Genomic DNA, 26,214 nt, shown 5'->3' on the forward strand with positions numbered 1-26,214 from the left:
CAGTGGCATTCTCCTCGAGAGGAGAGGCCTTTAGCTTACTGGACGACGGTTACCGCGCGGCGGTTCTGAGACCAGCAGGAGATGTCGTTACAAATTGCAACTGGGCGTTCCTTGCCGAAGGACTGGCTGGTGATGCGCTGCGCGCCAACGCCCTTGGAGACGAGGTAGTTGACCACGATGTTGGAGCGACGTGCACCAAGTGCAATGTTGTATTCACGGGTACCGCGTTCGTCGGCATGGCCTTCGATCATGACGCGGTAGTTCGGATACTGGTTGAGCCACTGGGCCTGCTTGTCGAGGGTCGCCATGGCTTCTGGCGTCAGAGAGCTCGAGTCGGTGGTGAAGAAAATACGGTCGCCAACGGTGACGATGAATTCCTGCTGGCTGCCAGGGGCGCCGCCGCCCGGACCTGTATTACCAACGCCGGTCAGGCCAACATTGTCAGTTGCAGAGCGCGAACACGCTGCCAACACCACGACGAAAAGCATCATGGCAGCAGCGCGCATTACATTAGAGATGGGTGCAGAGATGGCCACGAGCGGCTCCTCAAGAAGGCTTTAAACTTAAGCAGGGCATTTACCGCTCTTATTCTTAAAAGCGAGTTTGCTGCTATGGTTAATCTTGTCCTATTGAGGCTGGGATGTGGCGGGAATCCGGGCTTTTTTGTGGCGCGGTCGATCTCAGACAGCACCGCCATGAAAAGCTGTTAAGGTTAAGCCGTTTAGCCCTCGTCCATGATTTGACGGGGAGAGAGAAACTCTCACCCCTCCGTAAGTTTGAACTCAATACGGCGGTTGCGCCGGTAGGCGTCATCGGTCTCACCCTCATCGAGCGGGGTGAATTCACCAAAGCCAGCGGCGACCAAGCGATTTGGCGAAACGCCGCGTGAAACCAGATATTGGGCGACAGAAATTGCGCGAGCGGCCGACAATTCCCAGTTCGAGGGGAAGCGTGCGTTGGAAATCGGGCGCTTGTCGGTGTGGCCGTCGATGCGCAGGACCCAATTAATATCGGGTGGAATTTCGTCTTCAAGCTGCAGGATGGCGTCGGCCAGAGCATCAAGATCGGGCAGTCCGTCTTCGCCCAGAGTGGCCTGACCCGCGTCAAACAGAACTTCGGATTGGAAGACGAACCGGTCTCCAACAACGCGGACGTCGGCGCGACCTTCAAGAATCTGGCGCAAGCGACCAAAGAAATCAGAGCGGTAGCGCGACAGATCCTGCACGCGTTGGGCTAGTGCAAGGTTCAGGCGACGGCCAAGATCGGCAATCTGCGTGCGCGATTCTGTATCGCGAGCCTCAGAGGCGTTGAGCGCGTTTTCGAGCGCGGCGATCTGAGTGCGCAAAGCGGCCAACTGCTGGTTGAGCAGGGCGACCTGCGCATTGGCCTCGTCGGAGAGTTGTTCGGCCGCCAGTAGCTCCGATTGCAGCCCTGCGATGGCGTCGTCCTTGTCGCCGAGACCCGCGCCGATTCCGGCGAGGCGCGAGTTCAGCGATTGGTTTTCGTTCTCGGCGGAAGCGAGCGTTGCGGTGATGACGGAGATTTGGCCAAGCAAATCATCGGAATTGGCACGCTCCAGCTGCAAGAGCTCGGTCAGTTCGGCAATCTGGGAGTTGAGCCGAGCGAGTGCCGTATCGCGCCCCTGAATCTCCTGACCCAGAAAGAACTGGGTCAGCATGAACAGTGACAGCATAAAAATGATGACGAGCAGAAGGCTCGATAGGGCGTCTACGAACCCCGGCCAGTAATTGGCCTCTTGCCTGCGACGCGAGCGGGCTCCCGGCATGGCTTAGTTCCGCCGCTCGTTGTCGAGCTCTTTGGTCATGGCTTCCAACAAATCGCGCAGCTTCTTGTTGGTTTCGCCTTGCTCCAGGATATGGGCGCGCAAATCGTCTTGCTCGGTGCGGATGTGCTTGACGAGGCCATCAATACCGCGCGCCAGTTCGGCCATGGCGCGAATGGCGTTTTGCGAGGAATTGGCGTTCTGCATATTGGCGCCAAGCTTATCGAACATGGCCTGCATGTCCGGGCCGCCCGCATTGGCCTGCATGGCCGAAACAGGGTGATCCAATTCGGTCATGGACGTCATCCAGTCTTCCAGATCGGTGTAGAAGGCGTTCTGAGCCTGACTGGTTTGAAGATCGAGAAAGCCGAGGATCAGCGATCCTGCAAGGCCAAAGAGCGATGACGAGAACGCCGTGCCCATGCCGCCGAGAGGGGCGGCGAGGCCTTCCTTGAGGTTGGAAAAGAGCGAGGCGCTGTCGGCGGAAGTCACATCGAGAGCATTGATAACGCCAGCAACGGAGCTGACGGTTTCTAAGAGGCCGTAAAACGTGCCCATCAGCCCCAGAAAGACCAGAAGACCCGTCAAATAGCGCGAGGTGTCTTTGGCCTCATCGAGGCGATTTCCCACCGAATCCAAGATCGAGCGCATGGACGACGGCGTGATAACCGCTTCGCCAATGCGTTCGCGCAGCAACCCTGCCACAGGAGCGAGCAGTACTGGCGTACGCACATTGGCCTGTGTGCCGTCTTGAAGCGAGTTCACCCACTTCACTTCTGGGAAGAGGCGGATGACCTGACGGAAGCTTAGGAAAATGCCGATTGCGAGAGCAAAAAAGATCATCGAGTTGATGAACGGGTTTGCCCAGAAGAAGCTGATGATTTGCCCGGCCAGAATGGCGGCAACCAAGCCCACCAGGATCAGGAAGATCACGATCTTGACCAGATACACACCCGGGCTTGCTAGGTGATAGGGATCATATCCTTGGCTCATCGACATTCACGCCCCTTACGCCGCAAATCAGGCATGGCAAAGACTAGAGGGGCTAGCGATGCGTGACAACTCGTAAGGTTAAGGATTTCTCAATCCACAAACCAGATTTCGTGACCCGCACAAACAAAAGCCCCCGCCGAGCGCTAGAACGCTGGGCGAGGGCAGAAAATCAGTTTGGCTAAACTTAGTGGATTGGGCGCAGAGCCTTGAGCAGCAGTGGCTGCAGGGTTTCGTTGCCAGCCACGAGCTGACCGTTGGCAACCGAACCAGGCTGACCGGCGTAGTCCGAAACAACGCCACCGGCTTCCTTGACGAGCAGGAGACCCGGAGCCACGTCCCATGGCTTAAGGCCAGCTTCCCAGAGTGCGTCGAAACGGCCTGCTGCGAGCCAAGCCATATCAACGCAGATCGAGCCGGAGCGGCGAATGCCAGCAACGGCAGCATTGATCGACGCGACCTGCTTGATCTGGAGAACGTCGTTAGAGGTGCCCTGAGTCTTGATGCCAGTCGAGACGACAGCGTCAGCAAGGTGGCGACGCGCGCCAACGCGCAGGCGCTTCTTATCAGCAAGCCATGCGCCACCACCCTTTTCGGCGGTGTAGAGTTCGTCGAGCACTGGGTTGTAGATCACCGAGGCGACAATATCGTCGCCGCGCTGCAGCGCGATTGCGACTGCGAACAGTGGGATGCCGTGTAGGAAGTTGGTTGTGCCATCGAGCGGGTCAACGATCCAAGTGTGCTGGCCGTCGGTACCTGCAACTTCGCCACCTTCTTCCATCAGGAAGGCATAGGATGGGCGGGCTTTGCGCAGTTCATCATAGATGATCTGTTCGGCGCGAAGGTCGGCCTTGGAAACGAAGTCCGCTGGGCCCTTGCGGGATACCTGCAGATTTTCGACTTCGTTGAAGTCGCGGGTGAGGGATTTACCGGCTTTAATGGCCGCGCTGACCATAACGTTTAGAAGGGCGGAACGCGCCATATCGGATTTGCTCGCTAGCTCATGCGGATTATATGCATCGGGCCCGTGTGGATGGAACCAGTGCAGAAGGAGAAAAGCTCCGCCGCAAAATAAATGTGTGGCGGGCTTATTGCCTCAGAACGGGGCGCGGTTCAAGGGTCTTGGCCCGCATCATCTTGTCCCGGCGCAGCTTGTTCATCCTCGACCGTCGGATCGACCACGAGGCTTGGTGCATTTTCGGGATCAAGAGTGGTGGGTAAAACTTCACCAATGGGCTCGATAGCCTCAACAGTGGCGCTGGCGGTTGAACTCGGCGCGGGCAATGGCCAGAAGCGTGCGCGCTCCTCAGCCCGTGCCAAAGCCTCTGGGCGGATCGACACAAGCAGGCGGTCCAATGAAGGGTCCGTAAAGCCCTGGCGGCGCGCCAAAGAGCGCCACATCGCCGCCTCTTCAAGATCGAGTGATATTCCTTCACCAACGGCAAGGAGCTTGGCGTAGCGGTTCTGTGCTACAGCGCTGCCGCTATCGGCGGCGCGTCCGTACCAGCGCGCTGCTTCTTCAAGATCGCGATCAACGCCCTGACCGAGATAGAGCAGGGTCGCGTAGTCGATCTGGGCCGAAACGAGATTCTCTTCTGCTGCGCGTTTGATGAACTCAGCGCCCTCAACCGCATTGGGCAGAACGCCAACGCCCTCGATGAGCATGGTGCCATAATCATAAAAGGCTTCTGGCAGTTCAGCGTCGGCGGCCTCTTTCATAAGACCAGCCGCTTTGCTCATGTTGGGTTCGGCGTAAATGCCCTCAACGTGCAACAGCGCCATATTATATTTGGCCGGAGCATAACCTGCGTCCGCAGCCTTTTTGAACAGTTCGGCGGCCTTGGCGCGATCCTTCTCAACTCCGATTCCCTGCTGATACAGCATGCCGAGCTCAAACGTCGCGAGGCGGTCGCCCGAGCGGGACGCGAGTTCATACCAGCCGCGAGCGCGCTCAGCATTTTGTGCAACGCCTAGGCCTTTGGAATAAATTTCGGCAATGAGCGTTTGCGCTGCGCCATCGCCCTTTTCAGCGCGTGGCAGGGCAAGTTCGAGAGCGGTTAGATAATAGCCGCGCTGGAACGCGCCATAGGCATAGTCGGGTTCGCGCGTGGAGCCGAAGATGGAGTTATTGATCTCAATCGCGCCGGGCATGGGAGAGGCCGACGGTGCGGCCTCTTCAGCAACAGGGGCCTGCGCTGGCTCAGCCGGTTCTGCATCCTGCGCGAAAGCGGGGAGGGGCAGGGCGAGCAGCGCTAAGGCTAAAAGGCGCGATGTGCGGATCATTCTGTCTCCCGAAGGGCACGATCAATAGCAGCCAAAGCCGCTGCAGGATCAGCAGCGGACCATACGCTATCAGACACTGCAATAAATTCCGCCAAAGTTGCGGCAGCGTCGCCCGCCTCTGCACTCGGGTTCGAAAAAACAGCGGGAACCTCAAAAGCTTCTGCCCACCAAGCGCTGAGTTCAGCGGCTTGTGGGTCGGCTTTGTCGCCAATCGGGCCGAAGAAGACATAGTCGACGTCCATTTCGCCAAAGCTCATGGCGTCGTGGCGCGAGCGGATGTGTCCGGCGCCAACAATTCCCTGAGGCTTGAGGAGCTTGATTGCTTCCTCAATGTCTGCAACATCGCCTGTCGAAATATGCACGCCATCGGCGTCGAGCTTTTTAGCGAGCTTGGCGTCGTTTTCGACCAGAACAGCTGCGCCTGCTGCCTGTCCGACCTGAACGAGGCTGGTAACGAACTTGGCATAATCGGCGTCAGAAAGCGTGCCGCGCTGCACCAAAATGGCTGCAATTTCGGGGCCGGTCAGCACAGCCATCAGCTGGCGCGGAAACTGGGCGACATCCGGATTGGCCGGGGTGATGAGATAGAGCTGCGGCGCCATGGGCATTTCCGATACTGCAAAGCATTGTTGCCTTCATCGCCAATGTGGCGAGGTGCAGGCATGCCTCACATAGGGGATGAGAGCGGGTTGGCGCAATGGTGCAATAAATAAGGCGCGCATCGATCCAGTCGACGCGCGCCCAAATCCACAGTGATGCGGAGCGTTAAGCTGCGCGATCTACAGCGTTATTCCACTGACCCAGTGCAGCGAGCGAGTTCATGTGGGCGCGGTGTGCAAAAGCGGTACGCGCTGCCATGAAGTTCTCACGACGGCCTGCCCAAGTGCGCAGTGCAACGTTTTGCAGAGCACGGCCGTAGGAGAAGGTCATTGGCCAAGGCTTGCCGCTGATCTGGTTCATGGCCGAGAGGTGGGCTGTTGCTTCTTCGTCGGTCTGGCCGCCGGAAAGGAATGCAATGCCGGGAACGGCCGCAGGAACGTGGTCGCGCAGCACTTCAACAGTGCGCTTTGCAACTTCTTCCACGCTTGGGCGGTCACGGGAGTTGATGCCCGGCAGGATCATGTTTGGCTTGAGCAGCATTCCGGCAAGGTCAACGCCGGCGAGGCGCAATTCTTTGAAGACGTTTTCGAGCACGTCGCCAGTGACCTGAGCGCAGCGTTCGAGCGAGTGATTGCCCGGTTCGCCATCGCCAACCACTTCCGGCTCAACGATTGGAACAATGCCAGCTTCCTGGCAGAGCACAGCGTAACGGGCCAGCGCGTGGGCGTTGGCGCGGATGTTGTTGCGGGTCGGGGCAATGTCGTTGATGGTGATAACAGCGCGCCACTTGGCGAAACCGGCGCCGAGCTTGGCGTATTCTTCCAGGCGCTGACGCAGTCCATCCAGACCTTCTGTGATCTTTTCGCCAGACTCACCGGGCATTGGGAATGCGCCGCGGTCGACCTTGATGCCCGGGATAACGTCGCCATCAGCGAGAATGGCGCGGAACGGTGTGCCGTCTGCCGCTTCTTGCTTGAGAGTTTCTTCGGTGAGGATGACACCGGAAATATAGTTGCGCATGGCATCGGAAGCGCCAAAGAGCATTTCGCGGTAGTCGCGGCGCATTTCGAGAGTATTCGGCAGGTTAATCTTTGAAAAACGCTTGCCGATAGTGCCTTCGCTCTCGTCGGCAGCAAGAATGCCCTGTCCGGGCGTCATAAGTTTCTGCGCAATCGCGTTAAGGGACTTCGTCATCGTGTGCACCTCAGTTGGGAACTTGAGGCGACATTAGACTTTTGGACTTCTGCTTTCGATTAGACCTGTGGTTATTAGACGAAAGGCTAATCTAGTATGGTAGTGAGCGTTGGCCTTGCGATGGCGTGGCAAAACACTACATCTCTCGTCGAGATGAAAGACGCGCATCGAGGGATCCAAATGACCACTGCACCGACCCAGACTTTCCAAGACGGCTACACCATTCCCCAGATTGGACTGGGCGTGTGGAAAACCCCCGATGATGTGGCTGTGGATGCTGTCGCCACGGCTCTGCGCTCTGGATACCGTCATATCGACACGGCGGCCATCTACGGCAATGAAAATGGCGTTGGTGAAGGCATGCGCCAAAGCGGGGTGGAGCGAAAGGATATTTTTCTGACCACCAAGCTCTGGAATGAGGACCAAGGTTATGACAGTGCGTTTCGCGCGCTCGATGCGAGCCTAGACAGACTGGGCACCGACTATGTCGACCTCTATCTTATCCATGCCCCGTCAGCCTTTCGCGGCAAGTATGTTGAGAGCTGGAAGGCGCTCATCGATATCCAAAAGACGGGTAAGGCGCGCTCCATAGGTGTGTCGAATTTTACGACTGGCTTTTTGAACGAGATCATTGATGCCACTGGCGTCGTGCCGGTGATCAACCAGATCGAGCTACACCCAAAGTTCCAACAGCGTGAACTGCGGGCTCTTCACGAGAAGCTTGGCATCATTACTCAGAGCTGGAGCCCTTTGGGACAAGGTCAGCAGCTTGATAATCCGGTGATCTCTGAGATAGCCAAGCGGTATGGCAAAACCCCTGCGCAGATCATTATCCGCTGGCATTTGGATAGCGGCCTCAATGTCATCCCGAAATCGGTGACAGCGAGCCGCATTCTCGAGAATTTTGCCGTGTTTGACTTTGCGCTTGATGCCGAAGCGATGGCGGCCATCAACGCCCTAGACGACGCTGGAGGCCGCATCGGCTTCGATCCGGCGACGATGACGTTCTAACAATCAAAAGAAAAAGGCCGGGAGTGGTCCCGGCCTAAATTCTTACTTCTTAAGCGCTTCAACGCCTGGCAGAGGCTTGCCTTCCATCCATTCAAGGAAGGCGCCGCCAGCGGTCGAGACATAGGTCAGCTGATCCTTGACGCCAGCGTGAGCAAGCGCGGAGACCGTGTCACCGCCACCACCAACTGAGACCAAGTGACCGTCATGAGTGCGCTTGGCGACATGTTTGGCGATAGCGACAGTCGCTGTATCGAAGGGCTCGATTTCAAACGCGCCCACTGGGCCGTTCCAGATGACGGTTTTGGCGTCGTCGATAGCTGCATTGATGCGCTCAACCGACGACGGGCCGATGTCGAGGATCATGCCGTCGTTAGCAATGGCATCGACGCCATAAAGCATGGTTTTCGTGTTGGCCTTGAACTCCCAAGCGACGACGGCGTCGATAGGCAGAATGATGGCGCAATTGGCCTTGTCGGCCTTTTCCATGATGCGACGGGCGGTATCGGCAAGGTCCTTTTCGCAAAGCGACTTACCAACGCCCAGACCCTGTGCGTAAAGGAAGGTGTTGGCCATGCCGCCGCCGATAACGAGGGCATCCACCTTGGAAACGAGGTTTTCCAGCAGGTCGATCTTGGAAGACACCTTAGCGCCGCCAACAATGGCAACGACTGGCTTCTTTGGCTTGCCGAGACCGGCTTCGAGCGCTTCAAGCTCGGCCTGCATCGCAAGACCGGCTGCAGCGGGCAGGAGGCGCGCTAGGGCTTCGGTCGAGGCGTGGGCGCGGTGCGCAGCTGAGAAGGCGTCATTGACATAAACATCGCCAAGGCTGGCCATGCGCTCGGCCAGTTCGACGTCGTTTTCTTCTTCGCCTGGGTGGAAGCGGGTGTTCTCGAGGATCAGGACGCAGCCTTCTGGCGCATCGTCGATCGCGGCACCGGCTTCAGACACATCGATCCAATCGGTAGCAATGAAGCCAACTGGAAGCTTGGTGACATTGGCAACAGCTTCACAGACCTGCTCAAGCGAGAATTCAGGATCAACCTTGCCCTTCGGACGGCCGAAGTGAGAGAGGATGATAGCCTTGCCATCGCGCTTGACGATTTCGCGGATGGTCGGGACCAGACGTTCGATACGGGTCGCATCTGTGACCTTGCCGTCTGCAACCGGAACGTTGAGATCGCCTCGCAGCAGCACGCGCTTGCCGGTCAGATCGAGTTCATCCAGGGTCTTGAAACTATCGCTCATGGTGCTGCTCCGAGTGTGTGGCCGCTGGGTAGCAGAGTGGCACGTTTGGCGGAAGGGCGAAACATGCACACTAGTCTATCGATTTGAACAAGCCCGGATAGTTGACCACCAAACCATCTGCATCGAGGGTGATTTCAACGTCGATCTGGGCAGATTGAAAGCGCGCAGCTGTGTCGGAGAGCTTGGTGTAAATCTGCTCGACACGGCTGAAGCTTAGGTCTGTAGCGTCAATATAGACGAGGGCTAGGCGCTGTGGCGCGCCCACCTCTGGCTCCAGCCGCCAGAGGGGCAGGGAATTGGTCATCGGGGTGGGCCAGATGTCGAGATCGAGACACCCTTTGAGCGCGGCGATGGGCTCGGCGCGATTGTCGCTCCAATTGCCGAGGCCATCTGAGAAAAGCTCGAGCACGCCGCCATTTGTGTGTTCGATTTTTGCGGCACGAACACGCGCTGCGCCGTCAATGTCGAGCCGATAAAACAGGCCAAAGTCGGGGCCAATAATCGTGCCGCGAATGCGGGTGTCGCGTCCGTTGAAAATTACGTGGGCATGTTCGAGCGTATCAAGCTCAAGCCCTTTCCAAGCAATCGTGGAATTGAGCGTCATCGTCCTGTCCCTCTGGGTGAGGATCGCACGGGAGTTCTCATTTTGTCACCCGGTGGCGCTCAAACAAAAAGGGCGCCCCGAGGGACGCCCTTAAATAGTTTGTCTGACGAGCCCTTAGAGGGTCTTTGCCAGTGCCACTGCGGTGTCGGACATACGGTTGGAGAAGCCCCACTCGTTGTCGTACCAGGACAGGATCGACACGAAGTTGCCGCCCAGTACCTTGGTCTGATCCAGAGCCATGGTCGAGGAGTGCGGATCGTGGTTGAAGTCGATCGAGACGTTTGGAACTTCGGTGTAGCCAAGAACGCCCTTGAGTTCGCCATCGGCGTACTTCTTGATCGCAGCGTTGATTTCTTCAGCCGTTACATTTCGCGAAGCGATGAACTTGAAGTCTACGCAGGATACGTTCGGGGTTGGTACACGAACCGAAACACCGTCGAGCTTACCAGCGAGTTCTGGCAGAACCAGACCGATAGCCTTAGCAGCGCCGGTCGAGGTTGGGATCTGCGAAAGCGCAGCTGCGCGGCCGCGATAGAGATCCTTGTGCATGGTGTCGAGGGTCGGCTGGTCACCGGTGTAGGAGTGGATGGTGGTCATCATCCCCTTCTCGATGCCGAATTCCTTGTGCAGCACATAGGCGACTGGTGCTAGGCAGTTGGTGGTGCACGATGCGTTCGAGATCACCACGTCATCCTTGGTCAGGCTGGCGTGGTTGATGCCGTAAACGATGGTCTTGTCAGCGCCGTCGCCCGGAGCCGAGATGATCACCTTCTTCGCGCCGGCCTTGAGGTGAGCCGATGCCTTTTCCTTCGAGGTAAAGATACCGGTGCACTCAAGAGCGATGTCGACGCCCATTGCGGCGTGCGGCAGGTTCGCTGGATCGCGCTCCGCGGTTACCTTGATTGGGCCACGACCAACGTCGATGGTGTCGCCATCCACCTTCACTTCATGAGGGAAGCGACCGTGCACGCTGTCAAAGCGCAGCAGGTGAGCATTGGTTTCTACCGGGCCCAAGTCATTGATCGCTACGACTTCGATGTCGGTACGGCCCGACTCGATGATAGCGCGCAAAACGTTACGGCCAATACGACCAAAGCCATTGATGGCGACGCGAACTGCCATAGTTTTAAACTCCAAAGAAGGAAGATTGGGAGGGAGGTCCCGATCTGTTACAACTGCGCGGTGACGGCTTCAACAACGGCCTTCGGCGTAATGCCAAAGTGGGCATAGAGCGCATCGATTGGGCCAGAAGCACCGAACGAGCTCATGCCAACAAAGCGGCCCTTGTCGCCAAGGAGCTTGTTCCAGCTCATTTCAATGCCAGCTTCCACAGCAACGCGTGCCTTAGCCGAACCGATCACTTCAGCCTTGTAGGCATCAGACTGCTTGTTGAAGAGTTCCATGGACGGAACCGAGACGACGCGAGCGGAAATGCCCTGTGCGGTCAGCTCCTTCTGCGCTTCTACAGCGATGGCAACTTCCGAACCGGTCGCGAAGATGACAGCGTCTGCATTGGCATCGCCGAGGATAGTGTATGCGCCCTTAGCCGACTTGTTCTCAACCGAATATTCGGTGCGCAGCGCCGGCAGGTTCTGGCGCGACAGCGCGAGGATCGACGGCGTCTTCTGCGAAGCAAGAGCGATTTCCCAGCATTCTGCAGTTTCCATCGCGTCAGCTGGACGGAAAACGTAGAGGTTCGGGATCGCGCGCAGAGCGGTCAGGTGCTCCACTGGCTGGTGAGTTGGACCGTCTTCGCCAAGACCGATCGAGTCGTGGGTCATGACGTAGATCGAACGGATTTCCATCAGCGCAGCGAGGCGGATCGCTGGGCGGGCATAGTCGGTGAACACCATGAAGGTGCCGCCGTATGGGATCAGGCCGCCATGAAGGGTAACGCCGTTCATGGCTGCACCCATTTCGTGCTCGCGGATACCGTACATCATGTAGTTGCCAGAGCGGTTGTTCGCCTGGAACGGCATGGTGTCCGGGGTATTGGTGAGGTTCGAGTGGGTCAAGTCAGCCGAACCCGCCAGAATTTCCGGCACGTTCTTGGTGACGACTTCGAGAGCCATCTGCGAAGCCTTGCGGCTGGCGACCTTTGGCTTGTCTTCAGCGAGCTTCTGCTTGTAGGCGGCGAAGGCTGCGTCCAGACCGGTTGGGAGCTTGCCCGACATACGGCGGGTGAACTCGGCCTTGTGCGCGGAGGCGGCAAGGGTCGCTTCCCAATCGCCACGGATATTTGCACCGCGCTGGCCAGCGGCGCGCCACGTGTCGAGGATATGACCAGGGATTTCAAAGGCTGGGTAGTCGATGCCGAGTGCGGCCTTTGCGCCAGCGAGTTCTTCAGCGCCAAGTGGAGCGCCGTGAACCTTTTCGGTGCCCGCCTTCTTTGGCGCGCCGCGACCGATGACGGTCTTGGCAGCGATCATGGTTGGCTTATCGGTCGACTTCTTCGCTTCGAGCAGAGCCGCTTCAATAGCTGCCTGGTCGTGGCCGTCGATTTCGATGGTGTTCCAGCCCGAAGCCTGGAAACGCGCGATTTGATCGGTGGAGCAAGCGTTGGACACTGCGCCATCGATGGTGATGCTGTTATTGTCCCAGATGACGATCAGCTTGTTGAGCTTGAGGTGGCCAGCAAGGGAAATTGCTTCTTGGGAGATGCCTTCCATGAGGCAGCCGTCACCAGCAAGAACATAGGTGTAGTGGTTGACAAGGTCGGAGCCGAATTCGGCCGCGAGTTTGGCTTCTGCAACAGCGAAGCCAACCGAATTGCCGATACCAGCGCCGAGTGGGCCAGTGGTGGTTTCGATGCCGGTAGCGTGACCGTATTCGGGGTGACCGGCGGTCTTGGCGCCGATCTGGCGGAAGTTCTTGACCTGGTCGATGGTCATGTCTTCATAGCCCAGAAGGTAGAGCGAAGAGTAGAGCAGCATCGAGCCGTGACCGGCCGAAAGAATGAAGCGATCGCGATCTGCCCAGTGGGGCGCCGCAGCGTCGAACTTCATGATTTTTGTGAACAGCACGGTTGCGATATCCGCGCAGCCCATGGGAAGGCCTGGGTGACCAGAATTAGCTTTCTCGACGGCATCCATGGAGAGAGACCGGATGGCATTGGCCAATTCGTTCTGCTGGGCTGTGTTCGTCATGGGGCGGACCGCTCTTTCAAAAGGCTGAAAACGTGGGAGTGGGCGCGCAAATGTCACCCTCCCAAGGCGGTTTTGAGCCATAACAGGTTCCCTTAGGCTGTCAATGTCGGCATTAGGGCAATACGTTCGCCTCTTCTTGCAAAATAAGGGGGTATGGATGGCGACTCGGTTGCAATGCCGGGTAGGGTGGGCCAAGTTTATGTGCTCGAAACGATGCGCCTAAAGGGCAGTACCGGCAATGAGTGAGACGGAACTTCAAGAAGGGCTGCAAGCAGCCGACGCCCGTTTCAACCGGGCAATAGAAAGACTGGAAACCAGTCTGCGCGACCTTAATGGGCGTATCCAGAGACGTCAGCGCATGGAAGTGGACACGCAAAGGCTCGTGCATGAACGCGCGCGGCTTGCCACTGAGCTCGATAAAACTGCCGCAAAGGCGAAGCGTCTGGATGATGGTGCACACGAAGTGTCGCGTCGTCTCGTCGAAGCCATGGAAACCGTGCGGTCCGTGCTCCAAAAAACGGAGAGTTGAGTGCCCGAGGTCAATGTTGAAATTAATGGCCGCAAGTACCGTATGGCTTGTGAAGCAGGTCAACAGGGGCATTTGATGCGCCTTGCCGAGCGTTTTGACGCTGAGGTTGAAGCGCTCAAGGGTGCCGTCGGCGAAATCGGGGATACCCGTCTAACGGTCATGGCAGGCATTGCCGTCATGGATGAATTGACGGAAGCGGAAAAACGCATCGCCGCTCTTGAAGAGCAAGTGGCGCTTTTGACCGAGGCCGGGCAAGGCATTGCCGAAGAGCTTGAGCAGACCGAGCGTAAGTTTACCCAGAAGCTCGATGAAGCCTCACGGACGATCGAGAGCATCGCCAGCGTTCTCGAGCAAACTGCGCCAGTTGCGAATTGAGCGATCAACCTCGTTGAAAGCGCGATGGTGGCCTTTGCAGCGGTGCCGGAAGCGCCTATATGTGTAAGCGCTGCCCGGCGCGTGAGGACACAGAATCCCCGGGGCCTTAATCGATCCTAAGGGAGCTGTCCCTGACCAGGCCCGTGGGCTTGGACATACGGCGCCCACCTACGTAAGTAGGTTCCCGGGATCGCAATTCCCACGGCCTGGGCGGCACAAATATCTGAGGTTTGATGGCGCAGCTGAGCGTTGATGAGATCAAGTCAGACCTGCGGCAGGAAGTGTACCTCGCCCGCGCGGCGTTGAGTGCCGACTATCGACGGGATGCCGCATTGGCCGTCGCTACCCATTTTTTCCAATCATCGCTGATGTCTGACGCCGATACTGTCGCTGGGTATTGGACACTGCGCGATGAGCTCGATTGCCTGCCGATCTTGAGTGCGCTGAAAGAACGAGGCGGAAAAGTCATCTTGCCGGTGGTGACAGCACCTGGTCAGCCGCTCGATCTAAGGCTCTGGGATCCTGATGTTCCATTGGAAAAAGCCGGTTTTGGTACCCTCGGGCCACCGAGCACTGCGCCACGGGCGATACCCGATGTCCTATTGCTGCCGCTCGTTGCCTTTGACAAAACAGGCACGCGTCTGGGATATGGCGGTGGTTACTACGACCGGACGCTTGCGTCCCTACCTAAAAAGCCACGGCTCATTGGATTGGCCTATGCCGTTCAAGAGCTCGATGAGATACCTCGCTTGGACCACGACGTGCCGCTAGATGCCGTCATTACAGAGACTGGCCTGCGCATGTTCGGAGACACTTTATGAGACTGCTTTTTCTTGGCGACGTGATGGGTAAGGCCGGACGTGATGCCATAACCGAACGCCTGCCGGGTTTGATCCAGGAATACAAATTCGATTTCGTCGTCATCAACGGCGAGAACGCCAGTCACGGGCGCGGTCTCACTGAGGGCCATTACAACGCATTGCGTGACGCGGGCGCGGACATTGTCACGCTCGGCGACCATGCTTTCGATCAGCGTGAAGCGCTTTCTTATATCGAGCGCGAACCCAATTTGGTGCGCCCGATCAACTATGTCTCCGGTACGCCGGGCCGTGGCGCAATGATGGTCGAAGGCCGCAATGGTCATCGCGTCTTGGTGGTCAATGCGCTCGGCCGCGTATTTATGCCCCCGATCGATGATCCCTTCCGTGCTGTTGAAGCGGCGATTGCGCAAGCGCCACTCGGCCATGTCGCCGACGCCATTCTCGTCGACTTCCACACTGAGGCCACGTCGGAAATCCAGGCGATGGGCTATTTCTTGGATGGTCGTGCCACCCTCGTGGTTGGCACACATACCCATATCCCCACCTCCGACCACCGCATTTTACGTGGCGGCACGGCACTCATGGCCGACGCTGGCATGTGCGGAGATTTCGACTCTGTCATCGGCAGTGATTATGAGGAACCGCTAAACCGCTTTCTCAGTGGTATACCGACTGGCCGATTTGTTCCGGCAGACGGTGAAGCCACGCTCTGCGGCGTCGCCGTTGAGACCGATCCACTAACGGGTCTGGCGCGTTACGTTGCACCTTTGCGGGTTGGCGGCGTACTGGCACAGGCACTGCCTGACTTCCCCGCTTAAAGACTAGCATAAGCGACTCACGGAACCGTGAGTCGCTGTTCTCGTTACCTCGATGATTGTGTCCGGCTGTAACCAGCGGCTCGTTAACGGGGGAAATGGGGCATGCTTGATCCCATCATCAATTTTCTGAACGACATATTCTGGGGCTATGTCCTCGTTTATGGCCTAATTGCCGTTGGATTATTCTTCACGATCCGGCTGGGGTTCGTGCAGTTTGTCCATTTCGGTGAGATGTTTCGAGCGGTTGTCGGTTCAAAGGCCAACGACAAAGCCGGGATCACACCCTTTCAGGCCCTCTGCACCTCACTGGCATCCCGTGTTGGCACGGGGAACCTCGCCGGTGTCGCGGTGGCTCTCTATCTTGGCGGCCCCGGTGCTATCTTCTGGATGTGGGTGGTTGCGCTCCTCGGCATGGCCACGGCCTACTCTGAATCGACGCTCGCCCAGCTCTATAAAATCAAAAACCAAAACGGAGATTATCGCGGTGGGCCTGCGTTTTATATCGCGCGTGGCCTCAAAGCCCCGTGGGCCGGTGCTCTGTTTTCGGTCTGCCTGATCCTCGCCTTTGGTCTGGTCTTCAATGCTGTTCAAGCCAACTCAATCGCCGATGCGGCTGCGGGCGCATTCGGCTTCGATAAGCTCTGGGTCGGCATTGCTCTGGCTGTGCTAACCGGCATCGTGATTTTCGGCGGTATTCGCGGCGTCGCTTATGTGTCGCAAGTGGTCGTGCCGATTATGGCCGGTATCTACCTTCTGGTCGCGCTCTGGGTTGTGGCCATGCACATCACTGAGGTGCCCGACATGCTCGGCCTCATTGTCCGCAGCGCGTTCGGTCTCGAAGCTGCTGGTGGCGGGATCGCGGGCGCGATGCTCAACGGTGTGAAGCGTGGTCTTTTTTCCAACGAGGCCGGCATGGGCTCTGCGCCCAATATCGCCGCAGTTGCAACGCCTGACCCACACCACCCTTCATCGCAGGGCTTCGTGCAGGCGCTGGGCGTATTCATCGATACCATTCTGGTGTGTACTGCAACTGCGCTGCTTATTCTGCTTTCCGGGGTTATGGTTCCGGGCAGCGAGTTGACTGGCACACCGCTGACCCAGGCCGCCATGACTGTTCACATCGGCGGGTTCGGCAATGCCTTTATCGCCATTGCGATCTTCTTTTTCGCCTTCACCTCCATCATCGGCAATTACACCTATGCCGAAAATGCCATGACCTTCCTCAAGCTGGGCAATTTCCCTGCGCTAACAGTTCTGCGCTTGGCCGCTATGGGCATGGTGATCTGGGGCTCTGTTGAAACCGTGGCGACGGTCTTTAATGCGGCCGACGCGTCCATGGGGCTGATGGCGACCATCAATTTGATCGCCATTGTTCTGCTCTCCGGCACGGTTGCGAAACTGACCAAGGACTATGTCGATCAGCGTAAAGCGGGGAAGGTGCCAACCTTCCAAGCCTCGGATTATCCTGAGCTCGATGGCAAGATCGATCATTCGATCTGGAACAGGCAGGACCCCGGCTAAACTGTTTTTGGCCTAAAAAACCTGCGCTCGCTGCCGTGACACCGGGGGCGGGCGCTTTATTTTTGCCCTCGCGGGCCCTATAAGCAGCCCGATTTTACAAATTCTCGCCGAGGTAACGAATGGCTGGCCATTCCCACGCCAAGAACATTATGCACCGCAAGGGCAAGAGCGATGCTATTCGCTCCAAGATCTTTTCGAAGCTCGCCCGCGAAATCACCGTGGCGGCCAAGATGGGTCAGCCTGACCCAGCGTTTAACCCACGTCTGCGTTTGGCCATCACCAATGCGCGCTCGCAGTCGATGCCAAAAGACAATATCGAACGCGCTGTGAAAAAGGCGTCCGGTGGCGACGCTGAGAACTATGACGAAATCCGCTATGAAGGCTACGGCCCGGGTGGTGTTGCCGTCATCGTTGAAGCGCTGACTGACAATCGCAACCGCACGGCCTCAAACGTTCGTTCGTACTTCTCCAAGAACGGTGGCGCCTTGGGTGAAACCGGTTCGGTCGGCTTCATGTTTGATCGCGTTGGCGAAATCACCTACCCGGCTGCAGTCGGTACGGAAGACAAGGTCATGGAAGCGGCGATTGAAGCCGGTGCAGATGACGTTGAGAGCGACGACGAAGGCCACTACATCTACACCAGCTTTGAAGGCATGGCCGAAGTCTCGGCTGCGCTTGAGCAGGTGTTGGGCGAAGCTGAATCGGTCAAGGCCGTCTGGAAGCCTCAGAACCGTACGCCGATTGACGCTGAAAAGGGTGCAACCCTGATGAAGCTGATCGCGACCCTCGAAGAAGATGACGACGTTCAGAACGTCTACTCGAACTTTGACATGAGCGAAGAAGACGCTGCCAAGCTCGTCTAATTGAGCTGCATTTCGAATTTGAAATCCCCGCCTCACGCGGGGATTTTTTTATGCGCGACGCACTGGGGCCGGGGGCAAGGAAACGGCCGCTACTTCCACCATATTGCGCCCGGCCTTTTTGGCCGCATAGAGCCCCTGATCAGCACAGCGGAACAGTTCTGAAAAACTGATTGGTGCGGCGAAACTTGCGCCCCCAATACTCACGCTGAGCGGATAGGGCACGCCTCGCGGTGAAAAGCTCGCCCTGCGGATGCCGCGACGAATGCGTTCTGCCACCAGAAAGGCGCTCATGCGATTGGCGCCCGGTAAGTAAACGCCAAACTCCTCGCCGCCGAGCCGGCCGACCAGCGCGCCTGTGCGCACTATACGGCGCAACGTCGCAGCAATCAGTGTCAGGGCAATGTCGCCCTGATCATGACCATGGGCATCGTTGATCGCTTTAAAATTATCGGCGTCAATAACGAGAAGGGCACCACTGGGCGTGCCTTCGCGGTCACTGAGATACTCCTGCGTTAGCTCCGTGAACGCACCTCGGTTCAGGCAGCCGGTGAGGCTATCGGTATTGGCCAAGCGCGCCAGTCGAAGGTTTTCGACCGCCAGCTGGCGCATTCGCATTGTGAACAAGTAGAATAAGGGCAGCCCCACCAGCAGGGGTGAAAGGGTCGCCGCGCCAAACAGGCGGATCGAAAGATCGGATGTGAGCTCTGCGCTCGAGAAGAACACAGCCACCACAATCCACGAAACGACCACGCAGCAAACCGGGCCGAAAATGCTCCAACGGGTTACGCTCGACCAGCTATGAAATGGCCCGGCTTTCCTGTGGCTTGCAACGCGTTTGAAGCGTTGTCGTGCATATAAAATAGCTGAAAGTCGCCAGTTGGTAACGCGCTGTGTGTTCATGCCGTTTGCCCCCAAAAGCATGCGCGTGACGCTAGGCGAGGCTTTCTCAATTAATGCTTGCCCGAATTGTTAAAAGTTTATTCATCCACTGGTATATCGTTTGTTGCCAATTTGTTCACTTTAGCCTTGGTAGGCTGCGCGAAGCTGACTACAAGGTAATCCATGAGCACTCCCGTTCGAATCATCGGCATCGATCCAGGCATTCGCCGTTGTGGCTGGGGCGTTATCGAGGCGCAGGACAATCGTTTGCGCTTTGTCGCTGGTGGCACGATTACCCCGCCAACAACAGGCGAACTGGCCTCCCGGCTGGCATTTTTGTCCGAAGGGCTAAATGGCGTTTTGGACGCTCATCAGCCTGATGAAGCCGCAGTGGAAGAGACATTCGTGAGTGCGGGCGCTCGCTCAGCGCTTATCCTTGGCCAAGCGCGCGGCGTTGTTTTGGTGACGCCTGCTTTGCGCGGTCTGCCCGTGGCAGAGTACGCCGCCAATCTCATCAAGAAATCCGTTGTCGGCACGGGCCACGCGGATAAGGCGCAGATTGGCCTCATGGTCAAAACACTGATGCCGACAGCTGTTTTTAAGGGCGCGGACGCAGCCGACGCTTTGGCGATTGCGATTTGCCACGCCCACCACCGTGTTTCAGCGATGCGCATGGGAGCCTATGCATGATCGGCAAGCTTAAAGGTCTGGTCGATAGTTTTGGTGATGATTACGCCCTGATCGACTGCGGTGGCGTTTGCTACCAAGTGTTCTGCTCGGGCCGCACGCTGCAGTCATTGCCCAGTGTTGGCCAAGCTGGTGTGGTCTTTATCGAGACCATCGTGCGCGAGGACATGATCCGGCTTTATGGCTTTGCCACCGAAGCTGAAAAGAGCTGGTTCAATCTTCTCACCTCCGTGCAGGGCGTGGGTGCACGCGTGGCTTTGGCCATTCTGTCGATCCTCACGCCGTCTGAACTCTCGAGCGCTGTGGCGCTGCAAGATAAGGCGATGATCGGGCGCGCCAATGGTGTTGGCCCCAAACTGGCGCTGCGTGTTGTGACCGAACTTAAGGGCAAGGTTCCAGCCATTGGCGCTGTCGATGCTGGCACTCTGGGCTTGCAGGCCGCGCTTGGCGAAGGCGTTGCCGCAACCAATATTTCCGACGCCGTGTCGGCGCTGACCAATTTGGGCTATTCCAGCCAGCAGGCGTCTGCTGCCGTGGCACGCGTGGTGCAAAAGGAAGGCGACGATACCGCGACCGAAAAGCTTATTCGTCTGGGACTTCGCGAGCTCAGCAGTTAAGCTCTCTCCAAATTGGGGAGAGTGATTTTGGCAACCAAACTTAGGTCTGCATGTGTGGCACTGGTTATGCTCGGCGCGGCGAGCTCTGTAACGGCGGCGCAGGCCGACCAAAACGAAGCCGTCGCTGTGGCGATTTGGTTTGTGGAAGCCGATGGGACGTCAAAGCCCTATTATTTCCACGATTTGAATAACCCCTTGCCGCGCTGGTCGTGCGAAGCGCGACTTGACTACCTAACGAAATTGCATTTTCGCAATACAAGATCCAATCCGGACCTCAAGAACAAGCAGGCGACAAGGTCGGCCTGTGTTCCGGTCCGCAACATAAAGTAAGCTTGCGCGTGACCTCAATTACCAACCCTTCCACCGGTCGCGACGAAAATCTCGATGTGTCGTTGCGCCCGTCAGGCTTTTCCGACTTCGTCGGACAGGCGGCGGCGCGCGCCAATCTGGAAGTGTTCATTCAGGCCGCAAAACAGCGTGGTTCGGCGCTGGACCACGTTTTGTTTGTTGGTCCGCCTGGCCTTGGCAAAACGACGCTCGCGCAGATTATCTCCAAGGAATTGGGTGTGGGTTTTCGCGCGACCTCGGGCCCGGTGATCGCCAAGGCGGGGGATCTGGCGGCGCTGCTGACCAATCTTGAAGAGCGAGATGTGCTTTTCATCGACGAAATCCATCGTCTCAACCCGGCCATTGAAGAAGTCCTCTATCCCGCGATGGAAGACTTCCAGCTTGATCTGATCATCGGGGAAGGGCCTGCGGCGCGTTCGGTGCGTATCGATCTGGCCAAGTTCACGCTGGTTGGTGCAACCACACGTGCGGGCCTACTCACCACGCCACTACGCGATCGTTTCGGCATACCGGTTCGCCTCAATTTCTATACGCCTGAAGAGCTGGTCAAAATCGTCACGCGTGGTGCGCGCCTTCTCGGCATGCCAATGTCGCCCGATGGTGCTATGGAAGTCGCGCGTCGCTCGCGCGGCACCCCACGTATCGCCGGACGCTTGCTCCGTCGCGTCATCGATTTTGCCATGGTGGGCGGCGCTCATGAAGTGACACGCCAGATTGCCGACGCTGCACTTTTGCGCCTTGATGTGGATAGCCGAGGCCTCGATCAACTCGACCGCCGTTATCTCACAACCATTGCCGATTTCTACAATGGCGGCCCCGTCGGTATCGAAACAATCGCCGCTGCGCTCTCCGAGCCGCGCGATGCGATTGAAGAAATCGTCGAGCCTTACCTCTTGCAGCAAGGCTTTATTCAGCGCACACCGCGCGGGCGCATGCTCACGTCAATCGCGTTCCAACATATGGGACGCGGTGTACCGCAAGGCTTTGTGGGCATACAGTCGACCCTGTTTGAGGAACCCGAAGAGTGAATGAACGGCATATCATCAGCTTTCCCATCGGCTCGCAGCGGTTCAATTTCCGTGTCGCCGGGATCATCGTGGTCGATAATCACGTCCTGATTTGCAGCGAAGATGATGATGACTATGCCATGCTTCCGGGCGGCCGGATTGAGCTTGGCGAAGACAGCAAGTTTTCGCTATCGCGCGAAATCGCCGAAGAGCTGGATATGCCTGGCCGCGTTGGCGCTCTGGTCGCCACCTCTGAGAGTTTTTACCGACGTGTCGGCGAAGATTTTCATGAGCTCGGCTTTTTCTACGAAGTAGCCTTGCCGGGGCAGGGGCCTGACGGCAATGACCCCTGGCTCCAGCGTTGGGATGAGGGGCATTTGCTCAAATTCTCATGGGTGAGCCTTGAAGGGGATGCGCTGGAGAAGCGCAATCTTCTCCCTTCGTGGTTGCCGAACTATCTGCGGACCCGGTCCCGCACCCTGACCCACATCATTCACGACGAGCGCGTATGACGACCCATAGTTTTCCTGTCCGCATTTATTACGAGGACACTGACTTTTCGGGGAATGTCTATCACGCGGCCTATCTCAAATTCTTTGAGCGGGCGCGGACCGAGTTCCTGCGTGAGAATGGTATTCACCATTCTGAATTGGCGGCGCAGGGCATCGCCTTTGCCGTCCGTTCAATTCAGCTCGAGTTTATCGGCGCCGCTCACATCGATGATTTGCTGTCTGTCTCTACACAAGTTGTTGCGGCAACTGGTGCTCGTCTTAAGCTTGAGCAAAAGATTTTCTGCGATGATACGCTGCTCACAAGCGCTCAACTTGATGTCGTCGCAATAAAAACCTCTGGTGGGCCTGCGCGCCTCCCTGCTGTGCTTCGCGCCCTGGCTCCATAAATAACAAAGCGAACACAAGGGGTTTTCCGGAATCTCTTTGTTAACCCATTGGTGACCATAACCAAGGAACAGAGACCGCAGTTCGGTCTCCGCGCTGCTTCGCGGCCGGAGAAACGAAGCATTTCTCTTAATTTTGACAGAATTGGCCCCCATCGCAGCCCGATGTGGACCCGCGCCTCGTCGGCCGAAAGGATCGTTTAATGGAAGCCATGGATGCAGTTGGAGTCGCCACCGCCGCCGCTCCGCATGCTGACCTCTCCATCTGGGGCCTCTTCTGGGCTGCCGATTTCGTCGTCAAAAGCGTGATGATTGGCTTGCTCGCGGCATCTGTTTGGTGCTGGGCGATCATTGTCGAAAAGTCGTTGATGTATCGTCGCGCTGCCGCTGAGATGAACGCGTTTGAACGCACGTTCTGGTCCGGACAGTCGCTCGAAGAACTCTATCGTCAGCAGGCTGAAAAGCCTTCTGGTGGTATGGGCGCGGTCTTTGTCGCCGCGATGAAGGAATGGAAGCGCAGCCACGAGCAGAACGCCTCGAGCTTTGCTGGCATGCAGCAGCGCCTCGACAAGGTTCTCGATGTTGCCATTTCCCGCGAGAGCGATAGCCTCGAAAAGCGCCTCGGCTTCCTCGCCACTGTCGGTTCTGCGGGCCCATTCATTGGCCTCTTCGGTACCGTGTGGGGCATCATGAACGCCTTCACCAATATTGCGGCCTCATCCGATACCAGCCTTGCCATTGTGGCGGGTCCGATTGCGGAAGCGCTGTTCGCAACTGCGATTGGCCTAGTGGCCGCTATTCCTGCCGTTATCGCCTACAACAAGCTCTCCGCTGATGCAGGCAAGATGATTGGCCGTCTCGAAGGCTTCGCCGACGAGTTCTCGACCATCCTCTCGCGCCAGCTCGAAGCACGGAACCGCTAATATGGGCATGGGTGTTTCCTCAGGCGGGGGCGGAGGCGGGCGTCGCAGACGCCGCAAGAGCCGCGCCGTTATTAGTGAAATCAACATCACGCCGATGGTGGACGTGATGCTGGTGCTGCTGATCATCTTCATGGTGGCTGCGCCAATGATGACCACTGGCGTGCCAGTCGACTTGCCGCAATCCGCTGCAGGATCGATGCCAAACCAGACCAAGCCGATCACCGTGTCGGTCTCGCCGGAAGGCGCGATCTTTGTTGATCAGACGCCTGTGGCTGAATCCGAACTCATCACCACTCTTTCCGGATTAGCGACCACTGAGGACCGCGTTTATTTGCAGGGCGACACCACCGCCAACTATGGCGTTGTGATGCGTGTCATGGGCCAGCTGTCGGCTGCCGGTTATACCAAGATCGGGCTCGTTACCGAGCGTGAGCGATAGGCCCGGGCCCATGCGCACAGGTCTAGTTGTCTCTGTTTCTGCCCACGTGATCGTCCTCGTGCTGGGTCTGGTCAATCTGGGCATGACTGAACGGCTTGAGCCGAGCGTGCAGTCAATTGCCGTTGATTTGGTGCCGATTGAAGATTTCTCCAATATCCGTAAGGGGGTGTTGGATAGCGAGGTCGTGGAAACCGACACGCCATCGGTAACTGATAGCGAAGAACCGGCAGAGTTGGCCCAGCCGACTGGCAATACGGAAGAGGATCAGCTGACCCCGTCGCCGGCCGATGTTCCCACGCCTGCGCCAGTGACTGAAACCGCACCTGCGCCGGAAACGGCACCAGAGCCTGAGCCCGAACCAGAGCCGGAACCGGTGGAGCCACCACCGCCACCAGAACCGACGCCGCCACCAGCCCTGCCTGAGACGCGTCCTGCGGACTTAACGCCTCCACCGCCGCCACCAGAGCCTGAGCCTACGCCTGAGCCGACCCCAGAGCCTGTCCCGGAACCAGAACCGGTTCCAGAGCCCGTGCCAGAACCTGAGCCGACAACACCAGAGCCGACGCCGGAGCCAACCCCTCCTGCGGCGCCAACGGTGAACGTGGCCATGCCGACATCACGCCCAACCGATCTTGCGCAGGTTCGTCAGCAAGCCTTGGCTGCTGAGGAAAAGCGTAAGGAGGAGGCTGCTGCCGAGGCCGAACGTAAGCGCAAGGAAGAGGAAGAGCGCAAGAAGCGCGAAGCCGCTGCCGCCGCTGCACGCCAAAACCAACCGACAGCGCCGTCCGAGCGCCCACCGCCAGATGATATCTCCTCGATCATCAATAATGCGCCGACGACAGGCGGCACGACTGGGCAGGGTGGAGCGGCAAGCTTGGGTGACACAACCGGCACCTCAGCGCGCTTGAGCCAGACCGCAATCGACGGCTTTGCTGCCAAGATCAAGGCGTGCTGGAACTTGCTGCCGAGCGATTACAACTCGGGCATGAATGTAACGCTGCGCGTGAACATGAACCAGGACGGTTCACCGGCTGGCACCCCACAGGTGATTTCGGCTGATCCGTCGACTGCCGGGCAGGCCATGGCGCGCGCCGCTCAGCGCGCTGTCATTCAGTGTGGTCCCTATACAATGCTTTCCGCAGACTCCTACAGCGAGTGGCGGACGATTGAACTTGAACTAAGACCGTGACCTTGAATTTGCCCGTTTGTTAGCCTTAGTGCAGCAAAACTGGCGAGATCGGAGATAGAGAATAATGACGCTTCTATCGCGGCGCGATGCGCTGAAATTGGGCTTGGCTGGCGGCGTCATGCTTGCCACTGCCCCTATGGCTTTGGCACAGCTGCGTGTTGTGGTCGAAGGCGCTAATTTCCAGCCCCTGCCGATTGCTATCCCTGATTTCGCGTCTTCGGACCCGGCCTTTGGCAAAGAAATCGCCGATATAGTGCGCAACAATTTGCGCCGGTCTGGTCTCTTCCTGCCACTCGATCCGGCCTCGCTCCCCGTGCAGGTTGGCGATGTGAACAACTCACCGGACTTTACCGTCTGGCGCACGGCCAATGTCGATGGCGTCGTCATGGGTTCGGTAGAGCGCGGCGGCCAGATCAATTCCATGGTCCGCGTGTGGGACGTTCAGGCTGGCGCGCAGGTCGTTGGCAAGAGTTATGCGACCGATCCAAGCTCGGCGCGTCGTATCGCGCACATGGTGTCGGACGCTGTTTATGAGCAACTGACCGGCGGTTCGGGCTATTTCGATACGCGTGTTGTCTATGTTGCTGAAAGCGGCCCGAAGGCGAACCGTACCCGTCGTCTCGCGATGATGGATCAGGACGGTGCCAATGTGCGCTATCTGACCGATGGCTCATACATGGCGCTCACCCCGCGCTTCTCGCCAAATGGTGATCTCATCACCTATATGAATTTCGCTGAAGGCAATCCGCAGGTTTACCTGCTGCAGCTTTCGACCGGTCGCCAGCAGCGCCTCGCCAATGTCGGTGCGATGACCTTTGCGCCACGCTTCTCCCCCGATAGCAACACGGTTGCGTTCTCGGTTGAGCAGCAGGGCGCAACCAACATTTACTCGGTTGGCGTGGGTGGCGGGCAGGCGATGCAGCTGACCTCTGGCGCAGCGATTGATACAGCGCCGTCCTATTCGCCTGATGGTGGCCGGATCGTCTTTGAAAGCGATCGTGGTGGCTCGCCGCAGATTTATATGATGGGTGCGTCAGGCGGCAATCCGCAGCGTATCAGCTACGGCCAGGGCAGTTATTCGACCCCCGTGTGGTCGCCAAAGGGCGATCTCATCGCCTTCACCCGTCAGTCAGGTGGCCAGTTCCACATTGGCACTATGGCTCCAGATGGCTCGGGCGAACGCTTGCTCTATTCGGGCTATCACGCCGAAGGCCCGACCTGGGCACCAAATGGCCGTGTCATCATGTTCTTCCAGGATCCGGGTGGCAATGACGGCCCGCGTCTGATGTCGGTCGACATCTGGGGCCGCGCGGCCCAGTCTATCCAGACGGAAAGCTACGCTTCTGACCCAGCTTGGTCGAACCTGCTGGTCTAGTGACACGCGTAAAGCGATTACAAAAACACCCCGGTCTGCGCCGGGGTGTTTTGCATTCAAGTGTCGCGAAAA

Annotated in this window: 29 protein-coding genes and 1 other RNA gene; 18 read left to right on the plus strand and 12 right to left on the minus strand. The window is 57.9% G+C overall.

Annotation, left to right across the window (positions count from 1 at the left end; all coding sequences use genetic code 11):
- Positions 1 to 35 precede the first annotated feature (35 nt).
- The 7 genes from pal to JHC09_RS11475 all read right to left on the minus strand — a co-directional run bounded on the left by pal (position 36) and on the right by JHC09_RS11475 (position 6,850).
- Positions 36 to 506: a peptidoglycan-associated lipoprotein Pal gene (gene pal / locus JHC09_RS11445; protein ID WP_169196039.1), complete on the minus strand. Its 471-nt coding sequence runs from the start codon at positions 504 to 506 to the stop codon at positions 36 to 38.
- Between the two features lie 254 nt (positions 507 to 760).
- Positions 761 to 1,786, minus strand: a complete 1,026-nt coding sequence (locus JHC09_RS11450; RefSeq protein WP_169196018.1) for a peptidoglycan -binding protein — start codon at positions 1,784 to 1,786, stop codon at positions 761 to 763.
- Positions 1,787 to 1,789: 3 nt separating this feature from the next.
- The gene (locus tag JHC09_RS11455; protein WP_349236542.1) at positions 1,790 to 2,782 is read right to left on the minus strand and encodes a flagellar motor protein MotA; all 993 of its coding nucleotides are present in this window, start codon (positions 2,780 to 2,782) and stop codon (positions 1,790 to 1,792) included.
- A gap of 178 nt (positions 2,783 to 2,960) precedes the next feature.
- Complete coding sequence (locus JHC09_RS11460) at positions 2,961 to 3,755, minus strand: inositol monophosphatase family protein (protein ID WP_169196016.1); 795 nt, start codon at positions 3,753 to 3,755, stop codon at positions 2,961 to 2,963.
- Positions 3,756 to 3,886: 131 nt separating this feature from the next.
- Positions 3,887 to 5,056, minus strand: coding sequence for a tetratricopeptide repeat protein (locus JHC09_RS11465; RefSeq protein WP_199532040.1), 1,170 nt, complete (start codon positions 5,054 to 5,056; stop codon positions 3,887 to 3,889).
- Entirely contained in the window at positions 5,053 to 5,658 is a 606-nt protein-coding gene (locus JHC09_RS11470; RefSeq protein WP_199532041.1) for a thiamine phosphate synthase, read from the minus strand. Before JHC09_RS11470 ends, JHC09_RS11465 begins: the two co-directional genes overlap by 4 nt.
- Before the next feature lie 163 nt (positions 5,659 to 5,821).
- The gene (locus JHC09_RS11475; protein WP_199532042.1) at positions 5,822 to 6,850 is read right to left on the minus strand and encodes a class I fructose-bisphosphate aldolase; all 1,029 of its coding nucleotides are present in this window, start codon (positions 6,848 to 6,850) and stop codon (positions 5,822 to 5,824) included.
- A gap of 180 nt (positions 6,851 to 7,030) precedes the next feature.
- On the opposite strand from JHC09_RS11475, the gene JHC09_RS11480 reads away from it, so the two are divergent.
- Complete coding sequence (locus JHC09_RS11480) at positions 7,031 to 7,861, plus strand: aldo/keto reductase (RefSeq protein WP_199532043.1); 831 nt, start codon at positions 7,031 to 7,033, stop codon at positions 7,859 to 7,861.
- Between the two features lie 42 nt (positions 7,862 to 7,903).
- Here the strand turns inward: JHC09_RS11480 and JHC09_RS11485 are convergent, their stop codons facing one another.
- The 4 genes from JHC09_RS11485 to tkt all read right to left on the minus strand — a co-directional run bounded on the left by JHC09_RS11485 (position 7,904) and on the right by tkt (position 12,856).
- The gene (locus tag JHC09_RS11485) at positions 7,904 to 9,106 is read right to left on the minus strand and encodes a phosphoglycerate kinase (RefSeq protein ID WP_169196011.1); all 1,203 of its coding nucleotides are present in this window, start codon (positions 9,104 to 9,106) and stop codon (positions 7,904 to 7,906) included.
- Between the two features lie 70 nt (positions 9,107 to 9,176).
- Positions 9,177 to 9,710, minus strand: coding sequence for a putative glycolipid-binding domain-containing protein (locus tag JHC09_RS11490; protein ID WP_199532044.1), 534 nt, complete (start codon positions 9,708 to 9,710; stop codon positions 9,177 to 9,179).
- Positions 9,711 to 9,824: 114 nt separating this feature from the next.
- The gene (gap, locus tag JHC09_RS11495) at positions 9,825 to 10,832 is read right to left on the minus strand and encodes a type I glyceraldehyde-3-phosphate dehydrogenase (protein WP_169196009.1); all 1,008 of its coding nucleotides are present in this window, start codon (positions 10,830 to 10,832) and stop codon (positions 9,825 to 9,827) included.
- Positions 10,833 to 10,879: 47 nt separating this feature from the next.
- Positions 10,880 to 12,856, minus strand: coding sequence for a transketolase (gene tkt / locus JHC09_RS11500; RefSeq protein WP_199532045.1), 1,977 nt, complete (start codon positions 12,854 to 12,856; stop codon positions 10,880 to 10,882).
- A gap of 238 nt (positions 12,857 to 13,094) precedes the next feature.
- Here tkt and JHC09_RS11505 point away from each other — a divergent pair, with 238 nt between their 5' ends.
- From JHC09_RS11505 to JHC09_RS11535, 7 genes are all read left to right on the plus strand, one after another.
- Positions 13,095 to 13,385, plus strand: a complete 291-nt coding sequence (locus tag JHC09_RS11505) for a DUF4164 family protein (RefSeq protein WP_169196007.1) — start codon at positions 13,095 to 13,097, stop codon at positions 13,383 to 13,385.
- Complete coding sequence (gene zapA / locus JHC09_RS11510; protein WP_169196006.1) at positions 13,386 to 13,760, plus strand: cell division protein ZapA; 375 nt, start codon at positions 13,386 to 13,388, stop codon at positions 13,758 to 13,760.
- A gap of 64 nt (positions 13,761 to 13,824) precedes the next feature.
- A non-coding RNA gene (gene ssrS / locus JHC09_RS11515) (6S RNA) lies at positions 13,825 to 13,981 on the plus strand.
- Between the two features lie 12 nt (positions 13,982 to 13,993).
- Positions 13,994 to 14,581: a 5-formyltetrahydrofolate cyclo-ligase gene (locus JHC09_RS11520; RefSeq protein WP_199532046.1), complete on the plus strand. Its 588-nt coding sequence runs from the start codon at positions 13,994 to 13,996 to the stop codon at positions 14,579 to 14,581.
- Entirely contained in the window at positions 14,578 to 15,399 is an 822-nt protein-coding gene (locus JHC09_RS11525) for a TIGR00282 family metallophosphoesterase (protein ID WP_169196004.1), read from the plus strand. The genes JHC09_RS11520 and JHC09_RS11525 overlap by 4 nt, the downstream gene beginning before the upstream one ends.
- 102 nt (positions 15,400 to 15,501) lie before the next feature.
- Entirely contained in the window at positions 15,502 to 16,920 is a 1,419-nt protein-coding gene (locus JHC09_RS11530; RefSeq protein ID WP_199532047.1) for a sodium:alanine symporter family protein, read from the plus strand.
- A 119-nt stretch (positions 16,921 to 17,039) separates the two neighbouring features.
- On the plus strand, positions 17,040 to 17,783 hold the full coding sequence (locus JHC09_RS11535) for a YebC/PmpR family DNA-binding transcriptional regulator (RefSeq protein WP_169196002.1): 744 nt from the start codon (positions 17,040 to 17,042) through the stop codon (positions 17,781 to 17,783).
- Positions 17,784 to 17,831: 48 nt separating this feature from the next.
- Here the strand turns inward: JHC09_RS11535 and JHC09_RS11540 are convergent, their stop codons facing one another.
- Positions 17,832 to 18,533 (minus strand): GGDEF domain-containing protein, encoded by a 702-nt coding sequence (locus tag JHC09_RS11540; RefSeq protein ID WP_199532048.1) that lies wholly within the window; start codon positions 18,531 to 18,533, stop codon positions 17,832 to 17,834.
- Positions 18,534 to 18,845: 312 nt separating this feature from the next.
- Here JHC09_RS11540 and ruvC point away from each other — a divergent pair, with 312 nt between their 5' ends.
- The 10 genes from ruvC (at position 18,846) to tolB (ending at position 26,142) form a co-directional block, all read left to right on the plus strand.
- Entirely contained in the window at positions 18,846 to 19,352 is a 507-nt protein-coding gene (gene ruvC / locus JHC09_RS11545; RefSeq protein WP_169196000.1) for a crossover junction endodeoxyribonuclease RuvC, read from the plus strand.
- Positions 19,349 to 19,966 (plus strand): Holliday junction branch migration protein RuvA, encoded by a 618-nt coding sequence (gene ruvA / locus JHC09_RS11550; protein WP_169195999.1) that lies wholly within the window; start codon positions 19,349 to 19,351, stop codon positions 19,964 to 19,966. The genes ruvC and ruvA overlap by 4 nt, the downstream gene beginning before the upstream one ends.
- A 54-nt stretch (positions 19,967 to 20,020) precedes the next feature.
- Complete coding sequence (locus JHC09_RS11555) at positions 20,021 to 20,296, plus strand: hypothetical protein (RefSeq protein ID WP_210338156.1); 276 nt, start codon at positions 20,021 to 20,023, stop codon at positions 20,294 to 20,296.
- A gap of 8 nt (positions 20,297 to 20,304) precedes the next feature.
- Positions 20,305 to 21,342 (plus strand): Holliday junction branch migration DNA helicase RuvB, encoded by a 1,038-nt coding sequence (ruvB, locus tag JHC09_RS11560; RefSeq protein WP_169195997.1) that lies wholly within the window; start codon positions 20,305 to 20,307, stop codon positions 21,340 to 21,342.
- The gene (locus JHC09_RS11565; protein WP_199532050.1) at positions 21,339 to 21,833 is read left to right on the plus strand and encodes an NUDIX domain-containing protein; all 495 of its coding nucleotides are present in this window, start codon (positions 21,339 to 21,341) and stop codon (positions 21,831 to 21,833) included. Before ruvB ends, JHC09_RS11565 begins: the two co-directional genes overlap by 4 nt.
- Positions 21,830 to 22,219 (plus strand): tol-pal system-associated acyl-CoA thioesterase, encoded by a 390-nt coding sequence (gene ybgC, locus JHC09_RS11570; RefSeq protein WP_199532051.1) that lies wholly within the window; start codon positions 21,830 to 21,832, stop codon positions 22,217 to 22,219. Before JHC09_RS11565 ends, ybgC begins: the two co-directional genes overlap by 4 nt.
- A gap of 209 nt (positions 22,220 to 22,428) precedes the next feature.
- Positions 22,429 to 23,139 carry a protein TolQ gene (gene tolQ, locus JHC09_RS11575; RefSeq protein ID WP_182396034.1) on the plus strand — a complete coding sequence of 237 codons (711 nt, stop codon included), beginning with the start codon at positions 22,429 to 22,431 and terminating at the stop codon, positions 23,137 to 23,139.
- 1 nt (position 23,140) lies between these two features.
- Positions 23,141 to 23,578, plus strand: coding sequence for an ExbD/TolR family protein (locus JHC09_RS11580; protein ID WP_199532052.1), 438 nt, complete (start codon positions 23,141 to 23,143; stop codon positions 23,576 to 23,578).
- 10 nt (positions 23,579 to 23,588) lie between these two features.
- The gene (locus JHC09_RS11585; protein ID WP_199532053.1) at positions 23,589 to 24,767 is read left to right on the plus strand and encodes a hypothetical protein; all 1,179 of its coding nucleotides are present in this window, start codon (positions 23,589 to 23,591) and stop codon (positions 24,765 to 24,767) included.
- 64 nt (positions 24,768 to 24,831) lie between these two features.
- Complete coding sequence (gene tolB / locus JHC09_RS11590) at positions 24,832 to 26,142, plus strand: Tol-Pal system beta propeller repeat protein TolB (protein ID WP_199532054.1); 1,311 nt, start codon at positions 24,832 to 24,834, stop codon at positions 26,140 to 26,142.
- Positions 26,143 to 26,214 lie beyond the last annotated feature (72 nt).

This window comes from Devosia sp. MC532 (genome assembly GCF_016461625.1).
Lineage (GTDB): Bacteria > Pseudomonadota > Alphaproteobacteria > Rhizobiales > Devosiaceae > Devosia.